The sequence below is a fragment of the Ruegeria sp. CDSA193 genome, assembly GCF_059611885.1.
Genome location: NZ_JBXWPN010000013.1, coordinates 40,780 through 62,147 on the forward strand (window position 1 = coordinate 40,780; position 21,368 = coordinate 62,147).

Genomic DNA, 21,368 nt, shown 5'->3' on the forward strand with positions numbered 1-21,368 from the left:
CATGCGTCGAGTAGTTGTCACCGGCTTGGGAGTTGTCTCTTCCATCGGGAACAATGCCGAAGAGGTTCTGACCTCACTCAAGGCCGGCAAGTCCGGCATCGTGGCCAATGACCAGATGGTCGAACATGGCTTTCGCAGCCAGATCGCCGGGTCGCTCAAAATCGACGTTAGCGAACATGTGGACAAGCGCACCCTGCGCTTTATGGGTCCCGGAGCGGCCTATGCGCATATCGCAATGAGCCAGGCGATTGCCGATTCAGGATTGACCGAAGACCAGGTTGCCAACCCACGTACCGGCCTTGTCGCCGGATCGGGCGGACCGTCGACCAGCGCCATGCTGACGGCGCATCAGACCGTTCTGAAAAACGGGGCAACCAAGCGAATCGGTCCGTTTGCAGTTCCTAAATGCATGTGCTCAACCATTTCGGCCAACCTTGCGACCGCCTTCAAGATCAAGGGCATCAATTACTCGATCACTTCGGCCTGTTCGACCTCGCTGCATTGCATCGGCAATGCCGCAGAGCAGATCATGATGGGCAAACAAGATGTAATGTTCGCGGGCGGCGGGGAAGAGCTGGACTGGACCTTGTCCTGTCTGTTCGATGCAATGGGTGCGATGTCGTCGAAATACAACGATGCGCCCGAAAAAGCTTCTCGTGCATTCGACCAAGACCGCGACGGGTTCGTGATATCCGGCGGAGGCGGTATTGTCGTGCTGGAAGATCTGGAACACGCATTGGCACGCGGCGCCAAAATCTATGCTGAAGTGACGGGTTTTGCAGCAACCTCCGACGGTCACGACATGGTAGCCCCATCTGGCGAAGGTGGCGAACGCGCCATGCGTCTGGCGCTGGACACCCTGCCCGAAGGACGCAAGGTCGACTACATCAATGCCCATGGCACCTCGACCCCGGTCGGAGATGTCGGCGAAGTCGAAGCTGTACGCCGTATTTTTGGCGAGGGTAGCGTGCCGCCGATTTCCTCGACCAAGTCGATGACAGGCCATGCACAAGGTGCGGCTGGCGCGCTGGAGGCTATTTTCTGCCTTTTGATGCTGGAACATGATTTTATAACGCCGTCGATCAACGTCGACACGCTTGCCGAGGGCATCCAGCCCGGAGAAATTGCAACTCAGCTAGTTGAAAATGCAGGTTTGGACAGCGTCATGACCAACAGCTTCGGCTTTGGTGGGACGAACGGGTCCATGGTTCTTTCAAAGTATAACGGGTGAATGGAATGTCAGATCTAATGAAAGGCAAACGCGGCCTCGTTATGGGCGTGGCGAATGACCGTTCGATTGCATGGGGCATCGCAAAAGCCATGCACGAAGCGGGCGCCGAATTGGCATTCACCTATCAGGGCGAGGCATTCGGAAAGCGGCTGGAACCGCTGGCGCAGAGCCTTGGCAGCGATTTCATGGTCGATGCGGACGTCACCGATGACGAGTCGTTGGATCGCGCTTTTGACGAGCTTGCCCAGCGCTGGCCCACCATAGATTTTGTGGTCCACGCCGTCGCCTATTCCGACAAGTCCGAACTAACCGGACGGTTCCTGGACACCAGCCGGGCTAATTTCAAGAATTCGATGGATATTTCGGCCTATTCGCTGATCGAAGTGGCCCGCCGCGCCTATCCGATGATGAAAGAAAACGGCGGCACGATCCTGACGCTGACCTATCAGGGGTCTAACCGGGTTGTGCCCAACTACAACGTAATGGGTGTGGCCAAAGCTGCGCTGGAATCAGCGACCCGTTATCTGGCCAACGATCTTGGACCTGACGGAATCCGGGTGAACGCAATCTCTCCGGGTCCGATGAAAACTCTGGCCGGTGCGGCCATCGGTGGGGCCCGCAAGACCTTCAAGTTCTGCGACCAGAACGCACCGATGCGCAGCAATGCCACGCTTGAGGCTGTCGGCGGCACCGCGGTTTATCTGGCTTCGGATGCGGGGGCCTGCACCTCGGGCGAAGTTATTCGTGTTGATGGTGGCTTCCACGTTCTGGGAATGCCTCAACCGGACCATATGTGACCATTTCTTTCCCTGTCAGTGCCAAGATTTGACCATCTTTCGCAGGCAGGGATAGTTGCATGAACAAAGCAGAGCAAATCATCGCCAGCAGCAAGCGGGTTTCCCGCCGAAAACCGGGTTTTCTGGGGTTTAGGGGCCGCGTCGCCTTGATGACCCTAACAATGCTGCTGATGCTGTTTGTATTCTTCACTCAGCCGCATGTACGCGAGATCTTTGCATCATGGACCAGCCTGTTTTCAGGCTGATCCAGATCACGAAACTCAATTCACCGAAACCACTTCGATTTCGAAAATCAGGTCCCTTCCGGCCAGAGGATGGTTCGCGTCCAGCGTGACGGTCACCTCATCAGCCTCGACAACAGTTACCGGCAATGCGTGCCCTTCGGGCGTTTGCATCTGTAACTGGGTGCCGGGTTCAAGCGGGATGTCGTCCGGAATACCTTCGCGTGGAATGCTCTGGCGCATTTCGGGATTGATCGGCCCATAAGCATCAACGCAGGCGATCTCGACACGTTTTTTGTCCCCGGCCACCAGACCAGGCATAGCACTGTCCAATCCGGGAATGATCTGCCCGGACCCCACCTCGAATTCCAGCGGATCGCGCCCTTGTGAACTGTCAAAGACATTCCCGTCCTGCAACGTACCGGTATAGTGGATGCGAACTGTGTCGCCCTGTTTTATCGCTGTCATTTTGGCCTCCGGCCGATAAAAAATTGAGCGGTCAAACCTAGGCAATGAAGCAACATTGTAAACCCTTAGCACTTTTGCAAACCTGCACCGAATGAACGGAGGGGAATTGATGCCGATCACAACCTGCATTTTTGATGCATACGGCACGTTGTTCGATGTGGCCGCAGCCGCAAGGCAAGCTGCATCAGAACCCGGCTTTGAGGCGTTACAGCAGAAATGGCCGGATCTGGCCAATCACTGGCGCCTGAAACAGTTGCAATACACCTGGCTGCGTGCGGTGGCCGATGCACATGCAGATTTCTGGGACGTTACCCAAGACGGTCTGGATTGGGCACTAGAGGCAACGGGGCTGGACCAGCACCCTGCCCTACGCCAGCGCCTGCTTGATCTCTACTGGGAATTGCAGGCCTATCCCGAGGTTCCCGAAATGCTGGCCACCCTGAAGGCCGGCGGAATGCAGACTGCGATCTTGTCGAACGGATCACCGCCGATGCTGGATGGTGCGGTTCAATCCGCAGGTATAAGCGGCGTTCTGGATGATATTCTGTCGGTCGAAAGCGTCGGCGTCTTCAAACCGCATGCCAAGGTTTATGATCTGGTCGCGCAGAGGTTCGGCTGCGAGCGCGACGAAGTCTTGTTCGTCAGCTCAAATGGCTGGGACGCGGCGGGGGCCAGTGGCTATGGTTTCGTCACCGCCTGGGTCAACCGTGCGAACGAACCAATGGATCGGTTGCCATGGCAGCCAACGCATGTACTGTCCGACCTGACATCCATTCCGGAACTTGCAGGACTCTGATGCCCTTTTTTTCGACCAACGACGGCAAACGCCTCTATTTCGAAGACTCCGGCAGCGGCAAGCCGGTCCTGTGTCTGGCTGGCCTTACCCGAAACAGCCGGGATTTCTCATTTCTTGCCCCGCACATGACCGATTGGCGGATGATCGCGATGGATTATCGCGGGCGCGGGCAATCCGAACATGACTCGGATCACGGGAACTATAGCCTGTTACGCGAATCTCAGGACGTGATCGATCTGCTGGATCATCTTGGCCTGGATCAGGTGGCCGTGATTGGGACCTCACGTGGAGGCCTGATCGCGATGACCTTGGCCACCACCCACCCAAAGCGGCTGGCGGCTGTTGTGCTCAATGATGTTGGTCCGGTCTTTAACCCATCGGGCATCGCCAAAATAATGGAATATGTCGGCAAGCAACCGGTCTCGAAAACCTATGACGAGGCCGCGCAGGCGCTTCAGCACATGATGGGCCCCCAGTTTCCAGGGATTTCACTGGAAAGATGGCGGCAGATGGCTGAATTTCAAAATCAGGAAACGACAGAAGGTTTGACCCTGCGCTATGATCCGGCCCTGCGCACAGCGCTGCTGGAACAGGCCGCAGCCGGGGCAATCCCGGATATGTGGATGTTCTTCGAGGCCCTGCACGACATCCCAACGGGTGTCATTCGCGGTGAAAATTCCGATCTTCTGAGCGCGCAGACATTGGCCGAGATGCAGAACCGGCATCCGGGGTTGATCTCGGCTACCGTTCCCGATCGCGGACACGTGCCGTTTCTGGACGAACCTCAATCATTGGGCGTTATTCGCAAAGTACTGGACGCGGCATGAGCACACTTGAAATGATCGAAGCCGCAGCCCTGCGTCTGCAAGGGCACGTCAGAGAAACACCAATCCTGACCTCTCCGTTTTTGGATGAAATCGCGGGACGCCGCGTGTTGGTAAAACCGGAATGCCTGCAGCACACCGGCAGTTTCAAGTTTCGCGGGGCGTGGTCGGCCATTTCGGGCCTCAGTGAAGCAGACCGAAAGAAAGGTGTGATCGCCTATTCCTCGGGCAATCATGCTCAGGGCGTGGCTTATGCCGCCGCACAGCATGGTATTTCGGCTGTTATCATCATGCCCTCGGATGCCCCAAAGCTCAAAATCGACAACACGCGCGCGCTGGAGGCCGAGGTGGTTCTGTACGACCGCGCCAATGAAAGCCGCGAAGCGATCGGCGAAGCCCTGGCATCCGAGCGCGGCCTGACCTTGATCCGCCCCTATGATGAGCCGCTGGTGATCGCCGGACAAGGCACAACCGGGCTGGAAATCGCGCGCCAGGCGGCTGTGCTGGGCGTCGAACAGGCTGATGTGCTGGTCTGTTGCGGCGGCGGGGGGCTGACCTCGGGTATTGCGCTTGCGCTAGAGGGGCACGCACCCGGTCTGCGCGCCCGCCCCTGCGAGCCCGAAGGGTTTGACGACGTCAAACGCTCGTTGGCACTGGGACGAATACAGAACAACGCGGCCACATCTGGCAATATCTGCGACGCCATTCTGACCCCGCAACCCGGCGACATCACCTTTCCGATCCTGCAACGGCTGTGCGGTCCCGGCCTGTCTGTGACCGAAGAAGAGGCGATGCGCGCCATGGCTTTGGCCTTTCTGCGCCTGAAGATCGTGCTGGAACCGGGTGGTGCGGTTTCCCTGGCCGCAGCGTTGTTTCGCAGGTCCGAAATTCAAGGAGACGCCGTTATCATTGTCGCATCGGGTGGCAATGCGGACCCGGACGTCTTTGCCAAAGCTATGGAGTTCCTGACCTGACAACCGCCGCCGGTTCCGGCAGCGTGTCAGTTCAGCATGCAAAGACAGAGGATTTTTATGCAGATAGCTGACCTTGGGGATGTACAGCTTCATTACCGGATCGACGGCGACCCACAAGGCGCGCCGATCGTGTTCGCGAACTCACTGGGCACCGATCTGCGCCTGTGGGATGCGATGCTGCCATACCTGCCTGATGGGCTGCGAGTCATTCGATACGACAAACGCGGGCATGGCCTGTCCTCGGCGCCTCAGGCGCCCTATTCGATGGGGGCGCTGATCCGCGATGCCGAAGGCCTTCTGGATCACCTAAAGGTCCGAGATTGCGTTTTTGTCGGTCTGTCCATCGGCGGGATGATCGCGCAAGGTCTGGCCGTCAAACGCCTGGATTTGATTCGCGGGCTGGTTCTGTCAAATACAGCGGCCAAAATAGCCACCCCGGCGATTTGGGCGGACCGTATGGAAGCCGTCCGGATCGGCGGCATCGAAATGCTAGCCGACGCAACTATGGAGCGCTGGTTCTCGCGGGCTTTCTACGCGTCGCCCCAGCACCTGCTATGGCGCAACATGATGGTGCGGCAACCTGTTGAAGGTTATCTGGGATGTTGCGCCGCCATTTCCGGAACCGATTTTTACACGCCGACAAGTGGCCTGCGTTTGCCGACTTTGGGCATTGCGGGCAGTGAGGATGGCTCTACCCCGCCGGATCTAGTAAAAGAAACCATTGATCTAATTCCCGGTGCCCGTTTCGAATTGATACGCAAAGCGGGCCATCTGCCTTGCGTCGAACAACCCATTGAATACGCGACCCTACTAAAAGACTTTTTGACTGGCATCGGTCATATCTGAAGGAGCATTGCTTTGGCGGATTTTCTGTTGGTCCATGGCTCATGCCATGGTGCCTGGTGTTGGAGAGATTTGATCCCAGCACTTGAAACACGCGGCCATTCGGTCCGCGCAATTGATATGCCCAGCCACGGATCTGACCCGACGTCGATCGACCAGGTGACTCTGGACAGTTGCCGGAACGCCGTTCTGGCTGCGAGCAGATCGGATACGATCATCGTTGGCCATTCTTGGGGGGGATACCCCATTAGTGCCGCTGCCGAATTGAGACCGGATGCGATGCGCGGACTTGTTTTCCTGTCCGCCTACGTCCCCGAGAACGGATTGTCGATGGTCGAGATGCGCCGGAAATCACCGCGGCAAACAATAGTTGATGCCGTCGAAAAATCGACTGACGGGCTGTCCTATACGGTCAAACCCGATAGAGTGAAGGCCTTGTTTTACCACGACTGCCCGGAAGAGGTCCTGCTTTATGCGCTGGCTCGGCTTTGCCCGCAGGCCATTGCACCTCAGGAGACACGGCTTACCCTGACAGCACATTTTCAGGATATGCCCAAAGCATATATCCGAACACTCGACGACCATACCATCCCGCCTGAATACCAGCACATCATGAGCCTCAGCATGCCCGAGGGAATGCGCCATTCCATCCAAAGCTCTCATTCGCCATTCTTTTCGCACCCTGAAGAACTGGCTGATCTATTGGACGACATCGCGCAGGGCTTTGATACTCTTGACTGATCTGCGAAATCTTGCGGCTTTCCTCTGAACCTGACCCCCGATAGGGTGCCCGAAACTTTCTTTGTCGGTTCCCATGCGCTTACCTTTCCTGTTTGTTCTTGCCACTGTCATGATTGATGCAATGGGGATTGGCCTTGTGCTGCCCATTATGCCCGAGCTCATTATTGATGTTCAGGGTGGTACACTGGCCAGCGCGGCGATCTGGGGCGGCGTCCTAAGCACCGCTTTTGCAGCGATGCAATTTATCTTTGGACCGATCCTGGGCAACCTGTCTGACGCTTTCGGGCGTAGGGGTGTATTGTTGGTATCGCTGTTTGTCATGTCGCTGGACTATGTGGTCATGGCGCTTGCTGGCAGTATCTGGCTATTACTTGCCGGTCGGATCGTCGGCGGGATCACAGCCGCAACTCATTCCACTGCCGCGGCGTTCATGGCGGATGTGTCGAAACCCCACGAAAAAGCTGCGAATTTCGGTCTGTTAGGGGCGGCATTCGGGGTTGGCTTTGTCCTGGGTCCGGTCATCGGCGGATTGCTGAGCGAATATGGGACCCGTGCGCCCTTCTGGGCTGCCGCAGCGCTTTCGGCGATAACATTCGGCGTCGGTTTGATAGTGATGCCTGAAACGGTGACCGATAAGAACCGGCGCCCGTTCAGCCTGCGCCGCGCTAACCCCGTGAATTCACTGCGTGCCATCGCGGCGCTGCCGGGGATCCGTCCGATGTTGTGGGTCTATTTCCTCTATTCTGTCTCAATCTATGTCTATCCGGCCATTTGGGCCTATTTCACCGCCGAGCGTTTTGGATGGTCACCCCAGATGATTGGTGTGTCGCTGGGTCTTTACGGAATTGGAATGGCCGCGGTTCAGGGCGGATTGATACGCCCTGCCACACGTTATCTCGGCGAACGCGTAACAATCCTTCTCGGGATGGTGTTCGAGATTGTCAGCTTTTTGCTTCTGGCTTTTCTGACCAATGGAATAATCGCGCTGATGCTGATCCCGATCACGGCTATCGGCGCAGTCGCAACCCCGGCAATCCAGGCTCTGGCCTCGCGCGCAACACCAGATTCGCAACAAGGAGAGCTTCAGGGCGTGCTAACTTCACTGCACGCGCTTTCCATGGTGATTTCCCCTCTGGTCATGAGCAGCGTATTTGCCTGGTTCGCAAAGCCCGGCACCGCCATCTATTTTCCCGGCGCGCCGTTTCTTCTGGCCATGTGCCTTATGATTGTCGGCCTTATCCTCTTTTACAGATCTCGCCCCATTTCTGCATAACAACGACATGACGATGACGGTTTCGGCCTTGCAGGTCATTCCGAACCGCGCCACCGTGATTAAAACCGAATACGAGGACATCATGCAATCCATCAAGGCGGCCGTATGTCGGGCATTCGACAAACCCCTGGTCATAGAAGACGTGCTGATCGCCCCGCCCGCCGCCGGCGAAGTCGAGGTCACCCTAGATGCGGTTGCGATCTGCCATTCCGACATTTCTTTCGCCAGCGGCGCCTGGGGTGGATTCCTGCCCGCTGTATATGGCCATGAGGCCGCGGGTGTGATCACCGCAACGGGCGGCATGACCGAAGGGTTCGAGGTTGGCGATTCCGTCGTGGTGACGCTGATCCGTGCATGCGGTTCCTGCCCCTCCTGCGCGGGTGGCAAGCCAACCTTATGTGAAACACCCCACGACACTGTAAAAGGTCCGTTGCGCACCGCTGACGGGGGCCCGCTGGAGCAAGCAATGGCGTGCGGGGCTTTTGCCGAAAAAGTCGTGGTCAGCCACCGGCAGATCGTGAAAATCCCCGAGGACATGCCGAAGGATGTGGCCAGTCTGCTGTCTTGCGGGGTGATCACCGGTGTGGGCGCTGCCGTGAATGCAGCCGGTCTGCGCCCGGGTCAGGATGTCGTCGTGATCGGGGCCGGAGGAGTTGGCCTGAACGCCATACAAGGCGCACGGATTGCGGGTGCCCGGCGTATCGTTGCTGTCGACATGACCGAGGACAAACTGGCCATTGCAAAGGAATTTGGTGCAACCCACGGCGTTCTGGCCACTTTGGACGCACCATGGAAGGCAGCTTACCGCGCACTTGGCGGTCGAGGGGCCGATGCCGTGCTGATCACAGTCGGTGCAATCCCAGCCTATGACCAGGCCGTTCGCTATCTTGGCCGAGGCGGTAAGGCCATCATGATCGGGATGCCCCATTCCGGCGACATGGCAAGCTATGAACCTGTTGTCCTGGCCGCACTTGGTCAGGGGCTGATCGGGTCAAAGATGGGGGATGTGGTGATCCAACGTGATATTCCCTGGATGATCGACCTCTATGAACAGGGGCGGCTGAGGCTGGATGAACTGATCTCGGGCCGCTGGCCCTTGTCGCAAATCAACGAGGCGATTGCGGATACCAAAACCGGATCGGCCAAACGAAACGTCATCATGTTTGACAGGGCCTAAGCAGCCCCGGCTGGAGTATATCCTATGAAACTGCAGGATCTCGATATCATTGTCACGGCCCCCCCTGCTCCGGGTTGGGGTGGCCGGTACTGGATACTGGTAAAGGTTACCACCGACACAGGCGTCACCGGTTGGGGCGAATGCTATGCCTCATCCATTGGACCTGAAGCTATGTGTCACGTAATCCGGGATGTCTTTGAACGGCATATGCTCGGCGAGAACCCCGAGAATATCGAGCTTATGTTCCGCCGCGTCTATTCCAGCGGCTTTACCCAGCGCCCCGACCTGACCGTAATGGGTGCGTTTTCAGGGCTGGAAATCGCGTGTTGGGACATTCTGGGTAAAGATCGCGACCGTCCGGTTTATGCGCTTTTGGGTGGGCTGGTTAATCAACGCATCCGGGCCTACACCTACCTTTACCCCCTGCCCCGGCATGACCTGGCCGACTTTTGGACTTCGCCCGACCAGGCCGCGGAATGTGCAGCTGAAATGGTGAGCCGCGGCTTCACGGCAGTAAAATTTGATCCCGCTGGTCCCTACACGATCCGTGGCGGGCATATGCCTGCTATGTCCGACATCTCGATGTCAGTTGCCTTTTGCAAAGCGATCCGTGAAGCGGTCGGCGACAGGGCCGACCTGTTGTTTGGCACCCACGGTCAGTTCAACACCGCAGGCGCAATCCGGCTGGGTCAGGCGCTGGAACCCTATTCACCGCTTTGGTTCGAAGAACCTACCCCACCTGACATGATCGACGACATGGCCCGCGTCGCTCGCAACGTGCGAATACCCGTGGCAACCGGGGAACGCATGACCACCAAAGCCGAATTCGGTGCAGTTTTGCGCGCAGGTGCTGCAGAAATCCTGCAACCCGCGCTTGGGCGTGCAGGTGGGATATGGGAGATGAAGAAAGTCGCAGCCATGGCCGAGATATTCAACGCCCAGATGGCTCCGCATCTCTATGCTGGTCCAGTTGAATGGGCCGCCAACATCCATCTGGCAGCCTCAATCCCAAATCTGCTGTTGCTGGAAACCATTGATACGCCGTATCACGACGCTTTGATCAAAGGTTCACTGCGCGTTGAAAATGGCTTTGTCGTGGCACCGAATGCGCCAGGGTTGGGGATCGAAGTGGACGAAGATCTGGCCCGCTCACACCCCTATACCGGCGATGGGTTGCACCTTCAGATGCAGGAAGAACCTTGCGACTATGCCAACGGCAACGCCTTTCAGGGCGGTGCCCCTGCTGCAAAGGGGTGACAAGTACTGAAATTCTGAGTCATATTGCGCCAAAGCCAAGTTTGGAACCTATACGCGCGTGACAGTTCAAGACCACGAAACACTGAATACGGACGAAACTCCGCCCGGCATGCAGGAAAGTGCAGCACGTGCCGCCGCGTACCTGAAGACGCTGGCGCATGAAGGCCGCCTGATGATTTTGTGCCATCTGGGTGATGGCGAGAAATCGGTTGGTGAGCTGGAAAAACTGCTACAAATCCGGCAGGCCGCAGTCAGTCAGATGTTGGCACGCCTACGAGAAGAACAGCTGGTGTCGACACGGCGCGATGGCAAAACCATCTACTATTCCCTGCAGGACGGAAATACAGAGAAAGTCATCCAGTTGCTATACGACCTGTTCTGCAAACCTGAAGCCAACCCCTAGTTCGAAACATAGCCGGCGATCACCTGCATCAGCTTGAAAGCGGTTGCGGCATCGTTTTCGACCACGGCCAGGAATTCTTCCTCACCGATACGCAGACAAGACAGGTCGGTTTCCGCAATCATGCTCAGGGCGCGGGGTTCCTTTCGGATCAACCCCAACTCTCCGACCAATGCGCCGGAGCCAACCGTTGCGATCAGTTGATCGGGACCTTCTGATTGCGGCAAATACAGGCCTGCCTCGCCTTCCAAAACGACATAGGCCCCATCGGTGGGCTGGTCGTCTTTCAGGAACACCACCTCTCCCGGTTGGGCCTGGAACCAGCGCGCACCAAATGCCAGAAGGCGCAGCTGTCTGCGGTCAAGACCGGAAAACAGCGGCGTCTGTTCCAGCGCACGAAGCTTGCGCGCCAAATCGGCTGATGCTGCGCTATCTTCTTCCACGTCGGCGGGTCCTTCGTCTGAAACCACACGACCTTGCCTTATTTCTATGAACATGTCGAATACGTCAGGGTTTTCGTACTGATCGTTCAGATAAATCACCGTCGCATTTGGCAATAGGGCGCGCAGGTTCTTATAGACCGCAATCTGAGTTTCCATGTCATAGCTTGCCAAGGCATTATCAAGGATCAGAATGTCGGGTTTCTTGATCGTAGCCCGCGTAAAGGCCAAAGGTTCGGCGAAAACCGCAGGCAGGTTCTGCCCGCCCAGCGAGACCGGTACATCGTAAATCAGCTCGACCACCAAAGGTCGGGCTCCGTTTTCAGAAAGGACATCAACGATCAGCTTACGGACCTCATCTGATCGCGCGCCGCCGATCTGGCTGACCTTACCGAACAAAGCGTTCTCCATCACGGTCAGACCGGGGGCAAACTCGGTTTCCTTCAGCGGTACGAAGACATCATTCAGATGTTGCAGCAGTTTTTCGGAGTGGCTTTGCCGCAATTCAAGTATGCGGTTTTTCAATTCATCCGTAAACGCGGGACCAATCTGTTCAGCCGAGATGACAAACGGAACCGCCAAAAGGTTGGCCAGTTGCCCATCATCCAGACCGCTGACACCTTCGTTTCGGGTGCGCTCTACCAGTTCGACTGCAGCTTCGTAGACTTCGGCCTGCAGGCCAAGCTTGCGGAACAACGGGTGGTCCGTGCCGTCCAACCCAAAGATCTGGCGCAACATATCAATGACATCGCGCGTCAGGCTGACCAGGGTTTCGTCCAAGCCCAGCTCGCGCAGCTGGCCCAGAAACACGCCCTGACGGGTCAGTATTTCCTGAGTGACCGGAACGCAGGGTGTCGCGAAAAGTAGGTTTTCCGCGACCGGCAAGGCCGCATTATATGCATTGCGGTCAAAGATCAGAGCCTGCTGTTGCAGCCCAGCCTTGACCACCGCCTCCTGAACTTTGGGCCGTAGTTCAACCAGTTTTCTGACCAACTCGGGGTGCTCGTTGGCTTCGAATGTCTGTTCAGCACCGCGCTGAAACAGGGCAGCGCCCGAACCTAGACCGTCGATCAGTTGTAACCACCAGTCGCGCAGGTCTTCCACGGTGTTCAAACCAGCCAGCGACGGGTCCAGCCAATCAACTCTAAACGGGTCGGTACTGTTGCCCGCTCGTCTTGTTTCAGCAAAGCCGGGGTCGTCTGATTCTGTCGACAGAGGACGAAAACGCATCGGCATCATCACATTGTCGCCCAAAGTTCCCTGAAACATAACCGGTCGCGATGAGGCAAAACCGATCCGCGCAGCAATGACTCCCTGATGTAGCTTTGACAAATCTTCCTGCCCGACCGTTACCCTGCCGGAACTGGGCAGGATCTCTCGGGTCAGCAATTCCGAAACCGCGCGCCGGTCTTCTTCGCTGGGCGCAGCGATTCCGATGGTCTTACCGCCTGGGAATGTCAGATCGAGGTCGTCCAGAACCAGATTCCCGTCCATGTCACGAACAGACGCATGTTTCAGAACAATATCCCCGTCCAGCCTGGGATGTTTGTCGGGCTCGCCCTCGAACAGGCTTTCGTCCTGCATTCCAGAGGGCGCAAAGCGTTCGATCACAACATCCCAGCGCAAGGACATATCTTGTGTCTGATTGTAATAGGTCAGCAACTCTTTCCAAGGCGAACTGAGATCCTTGTAAGCCGCCAAAGCCGCAACCAACGCACCCAACGAGACCGAGCCCTGCAAGACCAGAATGCCGCCAACCAGATAGAAAAGGAATGGGGTAAGCTGCGAAATGAAGTTGTTGATGAACTTCATAAAGAACTTTTTCTGGTAGATATCGAAGCGGATTTCAAACAACCGGCCCAGCTGATCCGAGATCATTGCCCGGCGATACCGCCAGCCACCATTTGCCCGCAGCGTTGACGCACCTGCTGCGTTTTCACCAATCTGTGCAGCCAGCACGCGCACTTCCTGGATGCGGCTTTTGTTCAACAGATTGATCTGGCGCTGCAGCTTTGGGATCAACCAGGCCTGTAACGGGATCAGGGAAACGGCAGCAAGCCCGAACCAAAAGCTCTGTAGGAACAGGAAGGACAGTATCGTGATCATCTGTCCCGCCTGCAATACCGGCTGGCTGATCGCATCGCCCATCAGCCCACCCATCGGCTCGCTTTCAGCGGTGATCATCGACACCATTTCGCCTTGGCTGACCCGTTCGAAATAGGGTTGCGGAAATCTCAAGGCGCGGCTGATCATCTGATACCGGAATCGGCGCAGCATCCGTTCGCTCAGGACGCCTTTCATGGTGTTGATGCGCATTTTCATCAAACCATGCGCCAGAACGGCGAGCAGAAACCCAATGCATAATATGATCAGAAAATTCGTTTGCGACAGGCTGTAGCCCAGCACATCAACAACAGGGGTCGCAGCCCCGATCGCGTCATTGATGATGCGCTTGGGCAGTTCCAGCGTCAGGTATAGCAGCGGAAACAAAGACGTGGTTACGGCCAGCAAAATCAGCTGGTCGCGCTTTGAATATTTCCAGATAAAACGGAAAATCGTGCGTTCTATGGAACCTGCCCCTGCTGCGGATCACTGACCCGGTCTTTACGAAATTCTCGTAAATTCAACAGTCTGAATTTACCGCAATCAAGCCTGCAGACGCAAATAGTTTCCGAATTGAACAGATATTTGCCGAATGTGAACAAGTTCATTTGCGCAACCTCACATTAGCCCCTACTGTTTGCTTCAGGACGATATCGGGAGGATTCATTTGCCTGCCACTCTAGGCACTGTGTTATTGATGCTCTGCTTATTGCAGATCAAACATATGTTTGCAGATTTTTACCTCCAGACGCCTAAGATGCTGTCCGGCCGAGGCGAATATTTTCACTGGGGACGCGCCCAACATGCCGCTGTGCATGTTATTGGGTCGGTGTTGGTTTTCTTGGTATTCGGCACCCCGCTGCCGTTTATCGTAATCATTGCCGGGCTAGAGTGGATCGTTCATTTCAACATCGACTTTGCCAAAGCCAGCTATTCCGACAAAAAACAGCTTATGCCAACCCAGGCAGCCTTTTGGCGGGCAGCCGGGCTGGATCAGTGCATGCATAATCTGACCTATGTGGCAATGGTCTGGGCCTGGGCGACATTCGCGGCCTGAACCAGAATTACCACAGCAATTCAGAGTTGAGTGGCCGATGGATAGAGCGATAGCCAACGCTGGTCTATGGCATCGATCTTCTGCGGGTCGAACTCGGTCTCAACTTCCCAGTACCGGCCAGACTCCACGAAATATCCAAGATCCGACTCCGACCGTATGATCTCAGCCATCCCCGATGTAGAAGGCATCTCGACCGAAGACAAATCTTCGCTGTCGACCGAGGGGTAAACCAGTCGGCTTGGCCCTTCGAACAATCGCACTGTGCGACAGCCCTGCGCCGCAGCAAACAATCCTAGTCGCGCCGACTTCGCCTCAAGCAGTCGCAAGGTCACATCGGATCGCAACGGATCTGCGGCTCCGTTGCCGTAGAAATGCGTCCGACCCTGTCCGGAATAGATCATATCGCAACCGCAATAAGCCAGAACCGAGGGCTGTAATGCAGACAAAGCCCAGTATCCGGCGGTAAAGGCCATCGTTCCCCCGGCATAGACAAACCCACCGAAACCATTCTGTATCGGAACGTATTCATTTGCAGTGACTATACGCTGGATGTCACTGACAGATGTGGGCATGTTCTTGGTCGGGAAATCCTCGGGGTGGATCAGAAAATCCCAGTCTGCGCGGACCCGCCAGGCATTGTTGATAGCGACGATATGCGTGAACGGCGTACGCGCCCAGTCCCGCGCACGCAGCGCGGTGGGGGCGCTGCCGAGGATCAGAACCTTGTTCTTCGATTTGGTCATTATGCGTCCGGGCTCAACTCGATCCCGTGAATGCTAGTGCATCAGGACGCGTCGGCTAGCCCAAAACGGAAAAACTGCTTTCTTTGTTGATCGGGCGCTTGCGGGAATAGAAACCGACATCGATTGTGCGTCCAATATAGGGCAGTTCAAATTGTAGCGGCGCACTGTCATGATCCGCGCCGTCTTCGCAATACCCGATCAGCGCCGTCATCATCTTGCCTGCAATCGGCGCGTTCTTGTACTGATTTCCACTGGATCCGCAGGCCATATAAAAACCGGGAAGGCTGGATTTGTCATAGATCGGAATCCAATCCGTAGACGCATCATACAGGTCCACCACACCGCGGGTCTTGGAAGGAATGCCAAGACTGGGCACTCTCTGGGCATAGCGCATCGCTTGCGTCGTCCACTGGTCGGTAAAGTCACGATTATAGGTTACGTCATCTTCGCACCATTGATGTGGGTCGCATTCGGGGTCTTCCGAGCCCACCAGGATGTGGTTGCCATGCTCTGGCCGGCAATAGCAGGCGATATCGCTGTCCGACACGATTGTCCCGTCATTTTCAAAGTCAAACCCCTCGGGCGCAGGGACGTGAACGACCTCTTGGCGCAAGGGGCGGGTCTGAATGGTCATGTCATCCAGAACATCTGCCATCCCGTTGATGATGGCCGAACCCGGCCCGGCTACGTTAACCACAACTTTCGCATGAATGTCTTCTCCCGATGCCAACCTGACACCAGAAACTCGCCCGTCATCAGTCAAAATCTCGACCACTTCGGCCCCGGTCCGCACTTCGGCCCCGTGCTGTTTGGCGGCATCCATCAGGTTCTGTGCGGATAGGGCCGGATCGGTGACATACCCGGCTTGAGGCCAGTAAACGCCGCCTTGCATCTTGCGTCCGTTGGGCTGCCCAAACTCGGGGTCATCCATGCGACGAGCGGGGGCAAAACTGTCCTGCGAATAGACCGGCAGCCGGTCGGTGACCTGTTCGGGGGACCATTCCTCGAACGGGCAATTCAGCGCGGAGCTGTTCTTCATGTGTTTTTCCAGCAGCCCGTTCGCCTCGGTTTTCATGACCAGACAGCCGGTTTCGCGGAATTGGGCCAGATCGGCGCCTTGCGGTAGGCCAAGATACTCGGCCCAGTCGCGCCAATAATGATAGCCTTCCCAGGCGAATGCCGTGCCGTCAAAGGTGGAATAATGCATCCGGATGATCGCGCAGGACCCGGCGGTTGAGCCATGGCCAACCTGAGCGTTCCGGTCCAGAGATACGGTTTTCCACCCGGCCTTGGCCATTTCGAACGCGATGGCCGCCCCGATCACGCCTGTTCCGATGATGATTGCATCTGGTTGACTCATGATGGCTCTCCTTTCCAGTGATGGCGCGAATAGGCGCTGAATTCTTCTACTTCCTCTGGCCTCGGCTCGACCCCGGTGAAGACATATAGATAATGCGGCACCATTGATATCCGCGTGGACATCGGTTCATTCAGCTGCGCCAGATCGTATCCTATCTGCATGTAATACAGCACGCGCGCACGGGTTTCCGCCTCGACCTCGGAATAGCCAAAGCGGGCAAACATGGCGTGCAGCGCTAGCAACCGTCGGGCGTCAGACTGGTCCAGCGCGCGCCGCACCTTGCCCGATTTGCGCGCCCAGTCGCGCACCGCGAAATCCAGCGCGGTGTCAAACAGGTCGGAATTGACGACACAGCGATGCACATTGCACACCGCACCGGTTATCGTCTTTGCCGGAGCTTCAGCCTGCGCGACCAATGCCGCGGTATTGGTGGCCTGCCACCGTGCCAGAAGAGCATCCAACAGTTCCTGGCGCGATTTGAAGTACCAATAGAAGGACGACCGAGACACGGCCATCCGTTCCGCCAGATTCATCACCTTGATCTGATCGACCCCGTCCGAGATTAGCACATCCAACGCCACGTTCAGCCAGTCGTCGCGCGTGACCTTGATATTGCCGATCAGCGGTTCAGCTTCCGGATCGTCCCGGTGCAGGATGGGTTTCGTATTCATTTAACTCTCCGGCGGCGCGCCGCCCTCTTCGGTACGTTTGGCAACAAAGTCTTTCAGCGCGCCTATCTGGTCGCTGTTTTGCTCAGGTGGCTGAAAATTGGCCAAGATTTCCTTCCATACACCGGTCGCACGACTGTTTGCGTCCAACGATCCACGCTCGGCCCAGGTGCCGAAATTGGCATAATCATGGACATGTGGCTCGTAGAATTCTGTATTGTAGCGTTCCATCGTCTGGCTGGATGCAAAGAAATGTCCGCTGGGCTCAACCTCGCTTAGCGCAGAGCCGAACCCAATTTCAGCTTCGCCAGCCTGCGCCCCGGCGCACAGCTCGGCCACCATGTTCAACACTTCGGCGTCGCAGACCAGTTTTTCAAAGGACACAGTCAATCCGCCCTCTAGCCATCCCGCCGAGTGAATGATCACCGTTGCCCCGGCCATCAGGCACCCCCACAGGCCAAACTGGTTTTCATTTGCCGCCTGCACATCATTGATGTTTGAAGCCGACCCCGCAGCCGAGCGCCACGGCAGGCCCAGATGCCGCGCCAACTGCCCGGCCGCCAGTGAGGCCTGAAAATGCGAGGGCGTTCCAAAGGCCGGAGCACCGGATTTCATGTCCACATTGCTGGTGAACGTCCCATAACACACCGGCGCGCCGGGCTTGGCCAGTTGGGTCAGGGTCAGCGCGGCCAGAGCCTCGGCATGGGACAGGGTAATGGCCCCCGCCACCGTGATCGGTGCCATCGCCCCCATCAGCGTAAAGGGCGTGATGATTGACATCTGCCCGTGGCGTGCAAAGTCGATCAGCCCCTGCGCCATCGGTATGTCCAGCGTGCGCGGGCTGTTCGTGTTGATGATCGTATAGCTGTGCGGGTGGGTCCTAAATTCGTCATCCGACAGGCCTCGCGCGGTCGTCAGCATCTCAAAGCATTCCATCACCTGCGGTGTCCCGCGCGAGAAGAAGAATGGCAACTTGTCTGTCAGCTCCATCTGCGCCTGCGTGGTGAAATAATGCCGCAGAGGGGTCGGGACATCCTGCGGTTCGACCTGCGGCGAGATCATTTGAAAGACGTCGAAATGATGGGTGAGTTTCAGGAACTCCAGATAATCCTGCCCCGTCGCCGGGCGACGCCCGCGCTCCAGATCGGTGGCATTGGGGGCCCCTGCCCCCGGTTGAAACACAAGGCTACCCAGCTCCAGAGTGAAATCCCGGTGCGACGCACCGGCTCGGCAGGTGATGGATTTCGGGGCCGAGGCAACGGCGGCCTCGACCATGTCGCGACCAATAAAAACCATTTCGCTATCGACATCAACGCGCGCGCCAGCTTTGGCAAAAATGCTCCGCGCCTCAGGCAGCAGCACCTTGATGCCCAACTCTTGCAACAAACGCAGCGCGGTTTCGTGCATGTCAGCGATCTGATCCGCCGGAAACACCTCCATCACCGGGAATGGATTCCTCAGCTGGCGGTAGTCGACCTTGCGGTTGGTCGCAGGCGCGGCATCAGCGCCACGCCCTCGCCTTCGTCGTCCACGTTCGGGGTTGGTCATTGTCAGCCCCGCATCGCTTTGCCCTGCGGATCATAGGGTGACTGCGCAATCACCCGCGCGGGGCGTTCGACCCCCACCACATGCACCGACAGCTCGGTTCCCGGCACGGCCTTATCTGGATTGACCAGAGCCATCGCCAGCGACTTTCTGGTATAGTGGCCATAGCCGCCCGAGGTGACAAAACCCACGTGCTCTGCCCCTGACCAGACAGGTTCGTATCCGCTGGCATCTGCGTCCAGAGCATCAACCTCAAGCGTCACCTGAACCTGCGCAGGACCATTGCCATCGCGTTCGGCCAAGGCGGCCTCTTTACCGACGAAATCCTTGTCCCAATCGATCCAGCGATCCATACCCGTCATGCCCGGCGTGTAAAGCTGAGTGAATTCAGCCGACCAGATGCCAAAGCTTTTCTCAAGCCGCGTGGACAGCATCGCGTTGAACCCACATTCACGAATGCCCTCATCAGCCCCGGCCTCAAGCAACATCCGACGCAGCTTGATGTGATCGCCATAGCGGCAGTTGATCTCATAGCCTTTTTCACCTGTGACTGACATGCGCGCAACGCGAGCCCTGACAAGACCGATATCAAAATCACCACAGCCCATGAATTTCAGGCCCGAGACGTCCTGCTCGGCCAGTTTTTCGATTACCTCCTGCGATTTCGGCCCGACCAGACCGAACCCGCAATACTCCTCGCCCAGATCGCGAACCTCGACTCCGTCGATCATATGATCGTCGAACCAGCGCATATGCCAGGCGCGCAGGTAATAGCTGCCCATGATCCACCAGGTGCCATCGCCCCAATTCAGAACGGTCAGATCCCCTTTTAGCCGCCCATTCTCACCTAGCATTGGTGCCAACTTGGCCCGTCCCGGCGCGGGCAGTTTCGAAGCCATCACGCGATCCAGCCACAGCTCGGCATTTGGCCCGGTGACCTCGAACCGGGAAAAGCCAGAGATGTCCATCAGGCCGACGCCCTCGCGGATCACCTTGCATTCCTTGGCCACGATGTCATGCGCGTTTGATCGCTTGAGGGTCGGCGTTTCTTCGAACCCTTTCGGCGCGAAGTACAGCGGCACCTCAAGGTCCCAGCTGACACCCCATTTGCATCCCGCTCCAGTCATCGCGTCATGAGCTGGCGCCATCTTCAGCGGACGACCGGCAGGCAGCTGTTCGTTCGGATAAGTCATCACGAAACGGCGGGAATAGAATTGCCCGGTGGTTTCACGAATATAGCGTTTGTTCTGGGCAAAATCGCCATAGCGGGCAATGTCCATCGGCCATGCATCGGCCTCGGGCTCGCCATGGATCATCCACTCAGCCAGCGTTTTGCCAACGCCGCCGCCCTGCAGGAACCCGGCCATGACAGCGCAGGCGGTCCAATACCCGCGCTTGCCTGGTACCGGCCCGACCAGCGGGTTACCATCAGGCGAGAATGTAAACGCCCCGTTGACCCAGGTTTTGATGCCGACATTCTGGATCGACGGATAGCGTTCAAAGCCCAGCGTCAGTTCATTCTCGATCCGGTCAAGCTGCTCCTGAAACAGTTCCTCGCCATAATTCCACGGCGCGCCGTCCATGGCCCAATGTTCATGGTCGACCTCATAGATACCAACCAGAACGCCCTTTTGGTCTTGCCGCATATAGGTGAACCCCTCGAGGTCCACGGTCATTGGCATCTCAAAATCCGCCGCCGCCACTTCGGGTACTGTATCCGTGATCAGATAGTGATGTTTCAGCGGCGACACTGGCAGCTCAACACCCGCCATGCGCCCGACCTGCTTGGCCCAAAGCCCCGCGGCATTGACCACGTGCTCGCAAGTTATTGTGCCCCTGTCCGTCACGACCTGCCAGCCATCATCGGTCTGGATCAATTCCTCGACCTTGGTCTCCTCGTAATACTCGGCACCGCGTTTCTTGGCGGCAGTTGCATAGGCCTGAACCGTACCGGTCGTGTCGATATAGCCCTCTCGATCGGCCCACATCGCGCCCAACACGCCGTCGGTCGACATGATGGGGCAGCGCCTCTGCGCCTCTTGTGGGGTCAGCAATTCGCAATCATCGATGCCGATGGACTGGAAGATACGATAGTTGGCCTGCAGCCACTCCCACCGCTCGGGCGTTCCAGCCAAAGTCAGACCACCAGTCATGTGCAGGCCGATATTCTGCCCGGATTCCTTTTCGATTTCGCTGAGAAGGTCGATTGTATAGGCCTGCAGCGATGCCATGTTCGGATCCGCGTTCAGCGCGTGAATACCGCCCGCCGCGTGCCAGGACGATCCCGACGCCAACCGCCGCCGTTCCAGCATGACCACATCTGACCAGCCGAATTTGGCCAAGTGATACAGAACCGAGGCGCCCACAACGCCGCCACCGATGACCACAACGCGATACTGAGATTTCATTATGCTCTCCCCTGCATGACTCGAGGGAGACGCTAGTGATAC

Annotated in this window: 20 protein-coding genes; 13 read left to right on the top strand and 7 right to left on the bottom strand. The window is 57.2% G+C overall.

The features are described from left to right. Position 1: 1 nt before the first annotated feature. Genes fabB through AC2FLG_RS19830 form a run of 3 tightly spaced genes read left to right on the top strand, consistent with a single transcriptional unit; the run spans position 2 to position 2,273 of the window. Positions 2–1,231 (top strand): beta-ketoacyl-ACP synthase I, encoded by a 1,230-nt coding sequence (fabB, locus tag AC2FLG_RS19820; protein WP_142639417.1) that lies wholly within the window; start codon positions 2–4, stop codon positions 1,229–1,231. Positions 1,232–1,236: 5 nt separating this feature from the next. Then, positions 1,237–2,028 (top strand): enoyl-ACP reductase FabI, encoded by a 792-nt coding sequence (locus tag AC2FLG_RS19825; protein ID WP_142639415.1) that lies wholly within the window; start codon positions 1,237–1,239, stop codon positions 2,026–2,028. A gap of 59 nt (positions 2,029–2,087) precedes the next feature. Beyond that, complete coding sequence (locus AC2FLG_RS19830) at positions 2,088–2,273, top strand: hypothetical protein (protein ID WP_142639413.1); 186 nt, start codon at positions 2,088–2,090, stop codon at positions 2,271–2,273. Positions 2,274–2,288: 15 nt separating this feature from the next. On the opposite strand, the gene AC2FLG_RS19835 is transcribed toward AC2FLG_RS19830, so the two are convergent. Beyond that, positions 2,289–2,717: an FKBP-type peptidyl-prolyl cis-trans isomerase gene (locus AC2FLG_RS19835; RefSeq protein ID WP_142639411.1), complete on the bottom strand. Its 429-nt coding sequence runs from the start codon at positions 2,715–2,717 to the stop codon at positions 2,289–2,291. 109 nt (positions 2,718–2,826) lie between these two features. Here AC2FLG_RS19835 and AC2FLG_RS19840 point away from each other — a divergent pair, with 109 nt between their 5' ends. The 9 genes from AC2FLG_RS19840 to AC2FLG_RS19880 all read left to right on the top strand — a co-directional run bounded on the left by AC2FLG_RS19840 (position 2,827) and on the right by AC2FLG_RS19880 (position 11,005). Further along, entirely contained in the window at positions 2,827–3,513 is a 687-nt protein-coding gene (locus tag AC2FLG_RS19840; protein ID WP_496692939.1) for a haloacid dehalogenase type II, read from the top strand. After that, entirely contained in the window at positions 3,513–4,340 is an 828-nt protein-coding gene (locus AC2FLG_RS19845) for an alpha/beta fold hydrolase (protein ID WP_496707673.1), read from the top strand. The genes AC2FLG_RS19840 and AC2FLG_RS19845 overlap by 1 nt, the downstream gene beginning before the upstream one ends. After that, positions 4,337–5,311, top strand: coding sequence for a threonine ammonia-lyase (locus AC2FLG_RS19850; protein WP_496707675.1), 975 nt, complete (start codon positions 4,337–4,339; stop codon positions 5,309–5,311). The genes AC2FLG_RS19845 and AC2FLG_RS19850 overlap by 4 nt, the downstream gene beginning before the upstream one ends. A gap of 57 nt (positions 5,312–5,368) precedes the next feature. After that, a complete protein-coding gene (pcaD, locus tag AC2FLG_RS19855; protein WP_496707676.1) occupies positions 5,369–6,157 on the top strand; it encodes a 3-oxoadipate enol-lactonase in 789 nt (262 codons plus the stop codon). 12 nt (positions 6,158–6,169) lie between these two features. After that, positions 6,170–6,895, top strand: a complete 726-nt coding sequence (locus AC2FLG_RS19860) for an alpha/beta fold hydrolase (RefSeq protein ID WP_496707678.1) — start codon at positions 6,170–6,172, stop codon at positions 6,893–6,895. A 73-nt stretch (positions 6,896–6,968) separates the two neighbouring features. After that, positions 6,969–8,168, top strand: coding sequence for a TCR/Tet family MFS transporter (locus AC2FLG_RS19865; protein WP_496692934.1), 1,200 nt, complete (start codon positions 6,969–6,971; stop codon positions 8,166–8,168). 82 nt (positions 8,169–8,250) lie between these two features. After that, a complete protein-coding gene (locus tag AC2FLG_RS19870; RefSeq protein ID WP_496707716.1) occupies positions 8,251–9,345 on the top strand; it encodes a Zn-dependent alcohol dehydrogenase in 1,095 nt (364 codons plus the stop codon). 24 nt (positions 9,346–9,369) lie between these two features. After that, a complete protein-coding gene (locus AC2FLG_RS19875) occupies positions 9,370–10,602 on the top strand; it encodes a mandelate racemase/muconate lactonizing enzyme family protein (RefSeq protein WP_496707680.1) in 1,233 nt (410 codons plus the stop codon). 109 nt (positions 10,603–10,711) lie between these two features. Continuing rightward, positions 10,712–11,005: an ArsR/SmtB family transcription factor gene (locus AC2FLG_RS19880; RefSeq protein WP_496692965.1), complete on the top strand. Its 294-nt coding sequence runs from the start codon at positions 10,712–10,714 to the stop codon at positions 11,003–11,005. On the opposite strand, the gene AC2FLG_RS19885 is transcribed toward AC2FLG_RS19880, so the two are convergent. Continuing rightward, complete coding sequence (locus AC2FLG_RS19885) at positions 11,002–13,998, bottom strand: ABC transporter transmembrane domain-containing protein (RefSeq protein WP_496707718.1); 2,997 nt, start codon at positions 13,996–13,998, stop codon at positions 11,002–11,004. The two genes, AC2FLG_RS19880 and AC2FLG_RS19885, sit on opposite strands and share 4 nt — an antisense overlap. A gap of 214 nt (positions 13,999–14,212) precedes the next feature. Here AC2FLG_RS19885 and AC2FLG_RS19890 point away from each other — a divergent pair, with 214 nt between their 5' ends. After that, positions 14,213–14,602 carry a DUF3307 domain-containing protein gene (locus AC2FLG_RS19890; protein WP_416383939.1) on the top strand — a complete coding sequence of 130 codons (390 nt, stop codon included), beginning with the start codon at positions 14,213–14,215 and terminating at the stop codon, positions 14,600–14,602. 20 nt (positions 14,603–14,622) lie between these two features. On the opposite strand, the gene AC2FLG_RS19895 is transcribed toward AC2FLG_RS19890, so the two are convergent. Genes AC2FLG_RS19895 through AC2FLG_RS19915 form a run of 5 tightly spaced genes read right to left on the bottom strand, consistent with a single transcriptional unit; the run spans position 14,623 to position 21,326 of the window. Beyond that, a complete protein-coding gene (locus AC2FLG_RS19895) occupies positions 14,623–15,345 on the bottom strand; it encodes a hypothetical protein (RefSeq protein ID WP_142639393.1) in 723 nt (240 codons plus the stop codon). Positions 15,346–15,400: 55 nt separating this feature from the next. Continuing rightward, positions 15,401–16,705: an NAD(P)/FAD-dependent oxidoreductase gene (locus tag AC2FLG_RS19900; RefSeq protein WP_282027601.1), complete on the bottom strand. Its 1,305-nt coding sequence runs from the start codon at positions 16,703–16,705 to the stop codon at positions 15,401–15,403. Next, positions 16,702–17,376, bottom strand: coding sequence for a TetR/AcrR family transcriptional regulator (locus AC2FLG_RS19905; protein WP_496707682.1), 675 nt, complete (start codon positions 17,374–17,376; stop codon positions 16,702–16,704). The genes AC2FLG_RS19900 and AC2FLG_RS19905 overlap by 4 nt, the downstream gene beginning before the upstream one ends. Next, complete coding sequence (locus AC2FLG_RS19910) at positions 17,377–18,921, bottom strand: trimethylamine methyltransferase family protein (RefSeq protein WP_496707683.1); 1,545 nt, start codon at positions 18,919–18,921, stop codon at positions 17,377–17,379. It lies immediately after the preceding gene. 2 nt (positions 18,922–18,923) lie between these two features. Beyond that, on the bottom strand, positions 18,924–21,326 hold the full coding sequence (locus tag AC2FLG_RS19915) for a GcvT family protein (protein ID WP_496707684.1): 2,403 nt from the start codon (positions 21,324–21,326) through the stop codon (positions 18,924–18,926). Between the last annotated feature and the right edge of the window lie 42 nt (positions 21,327–21,368).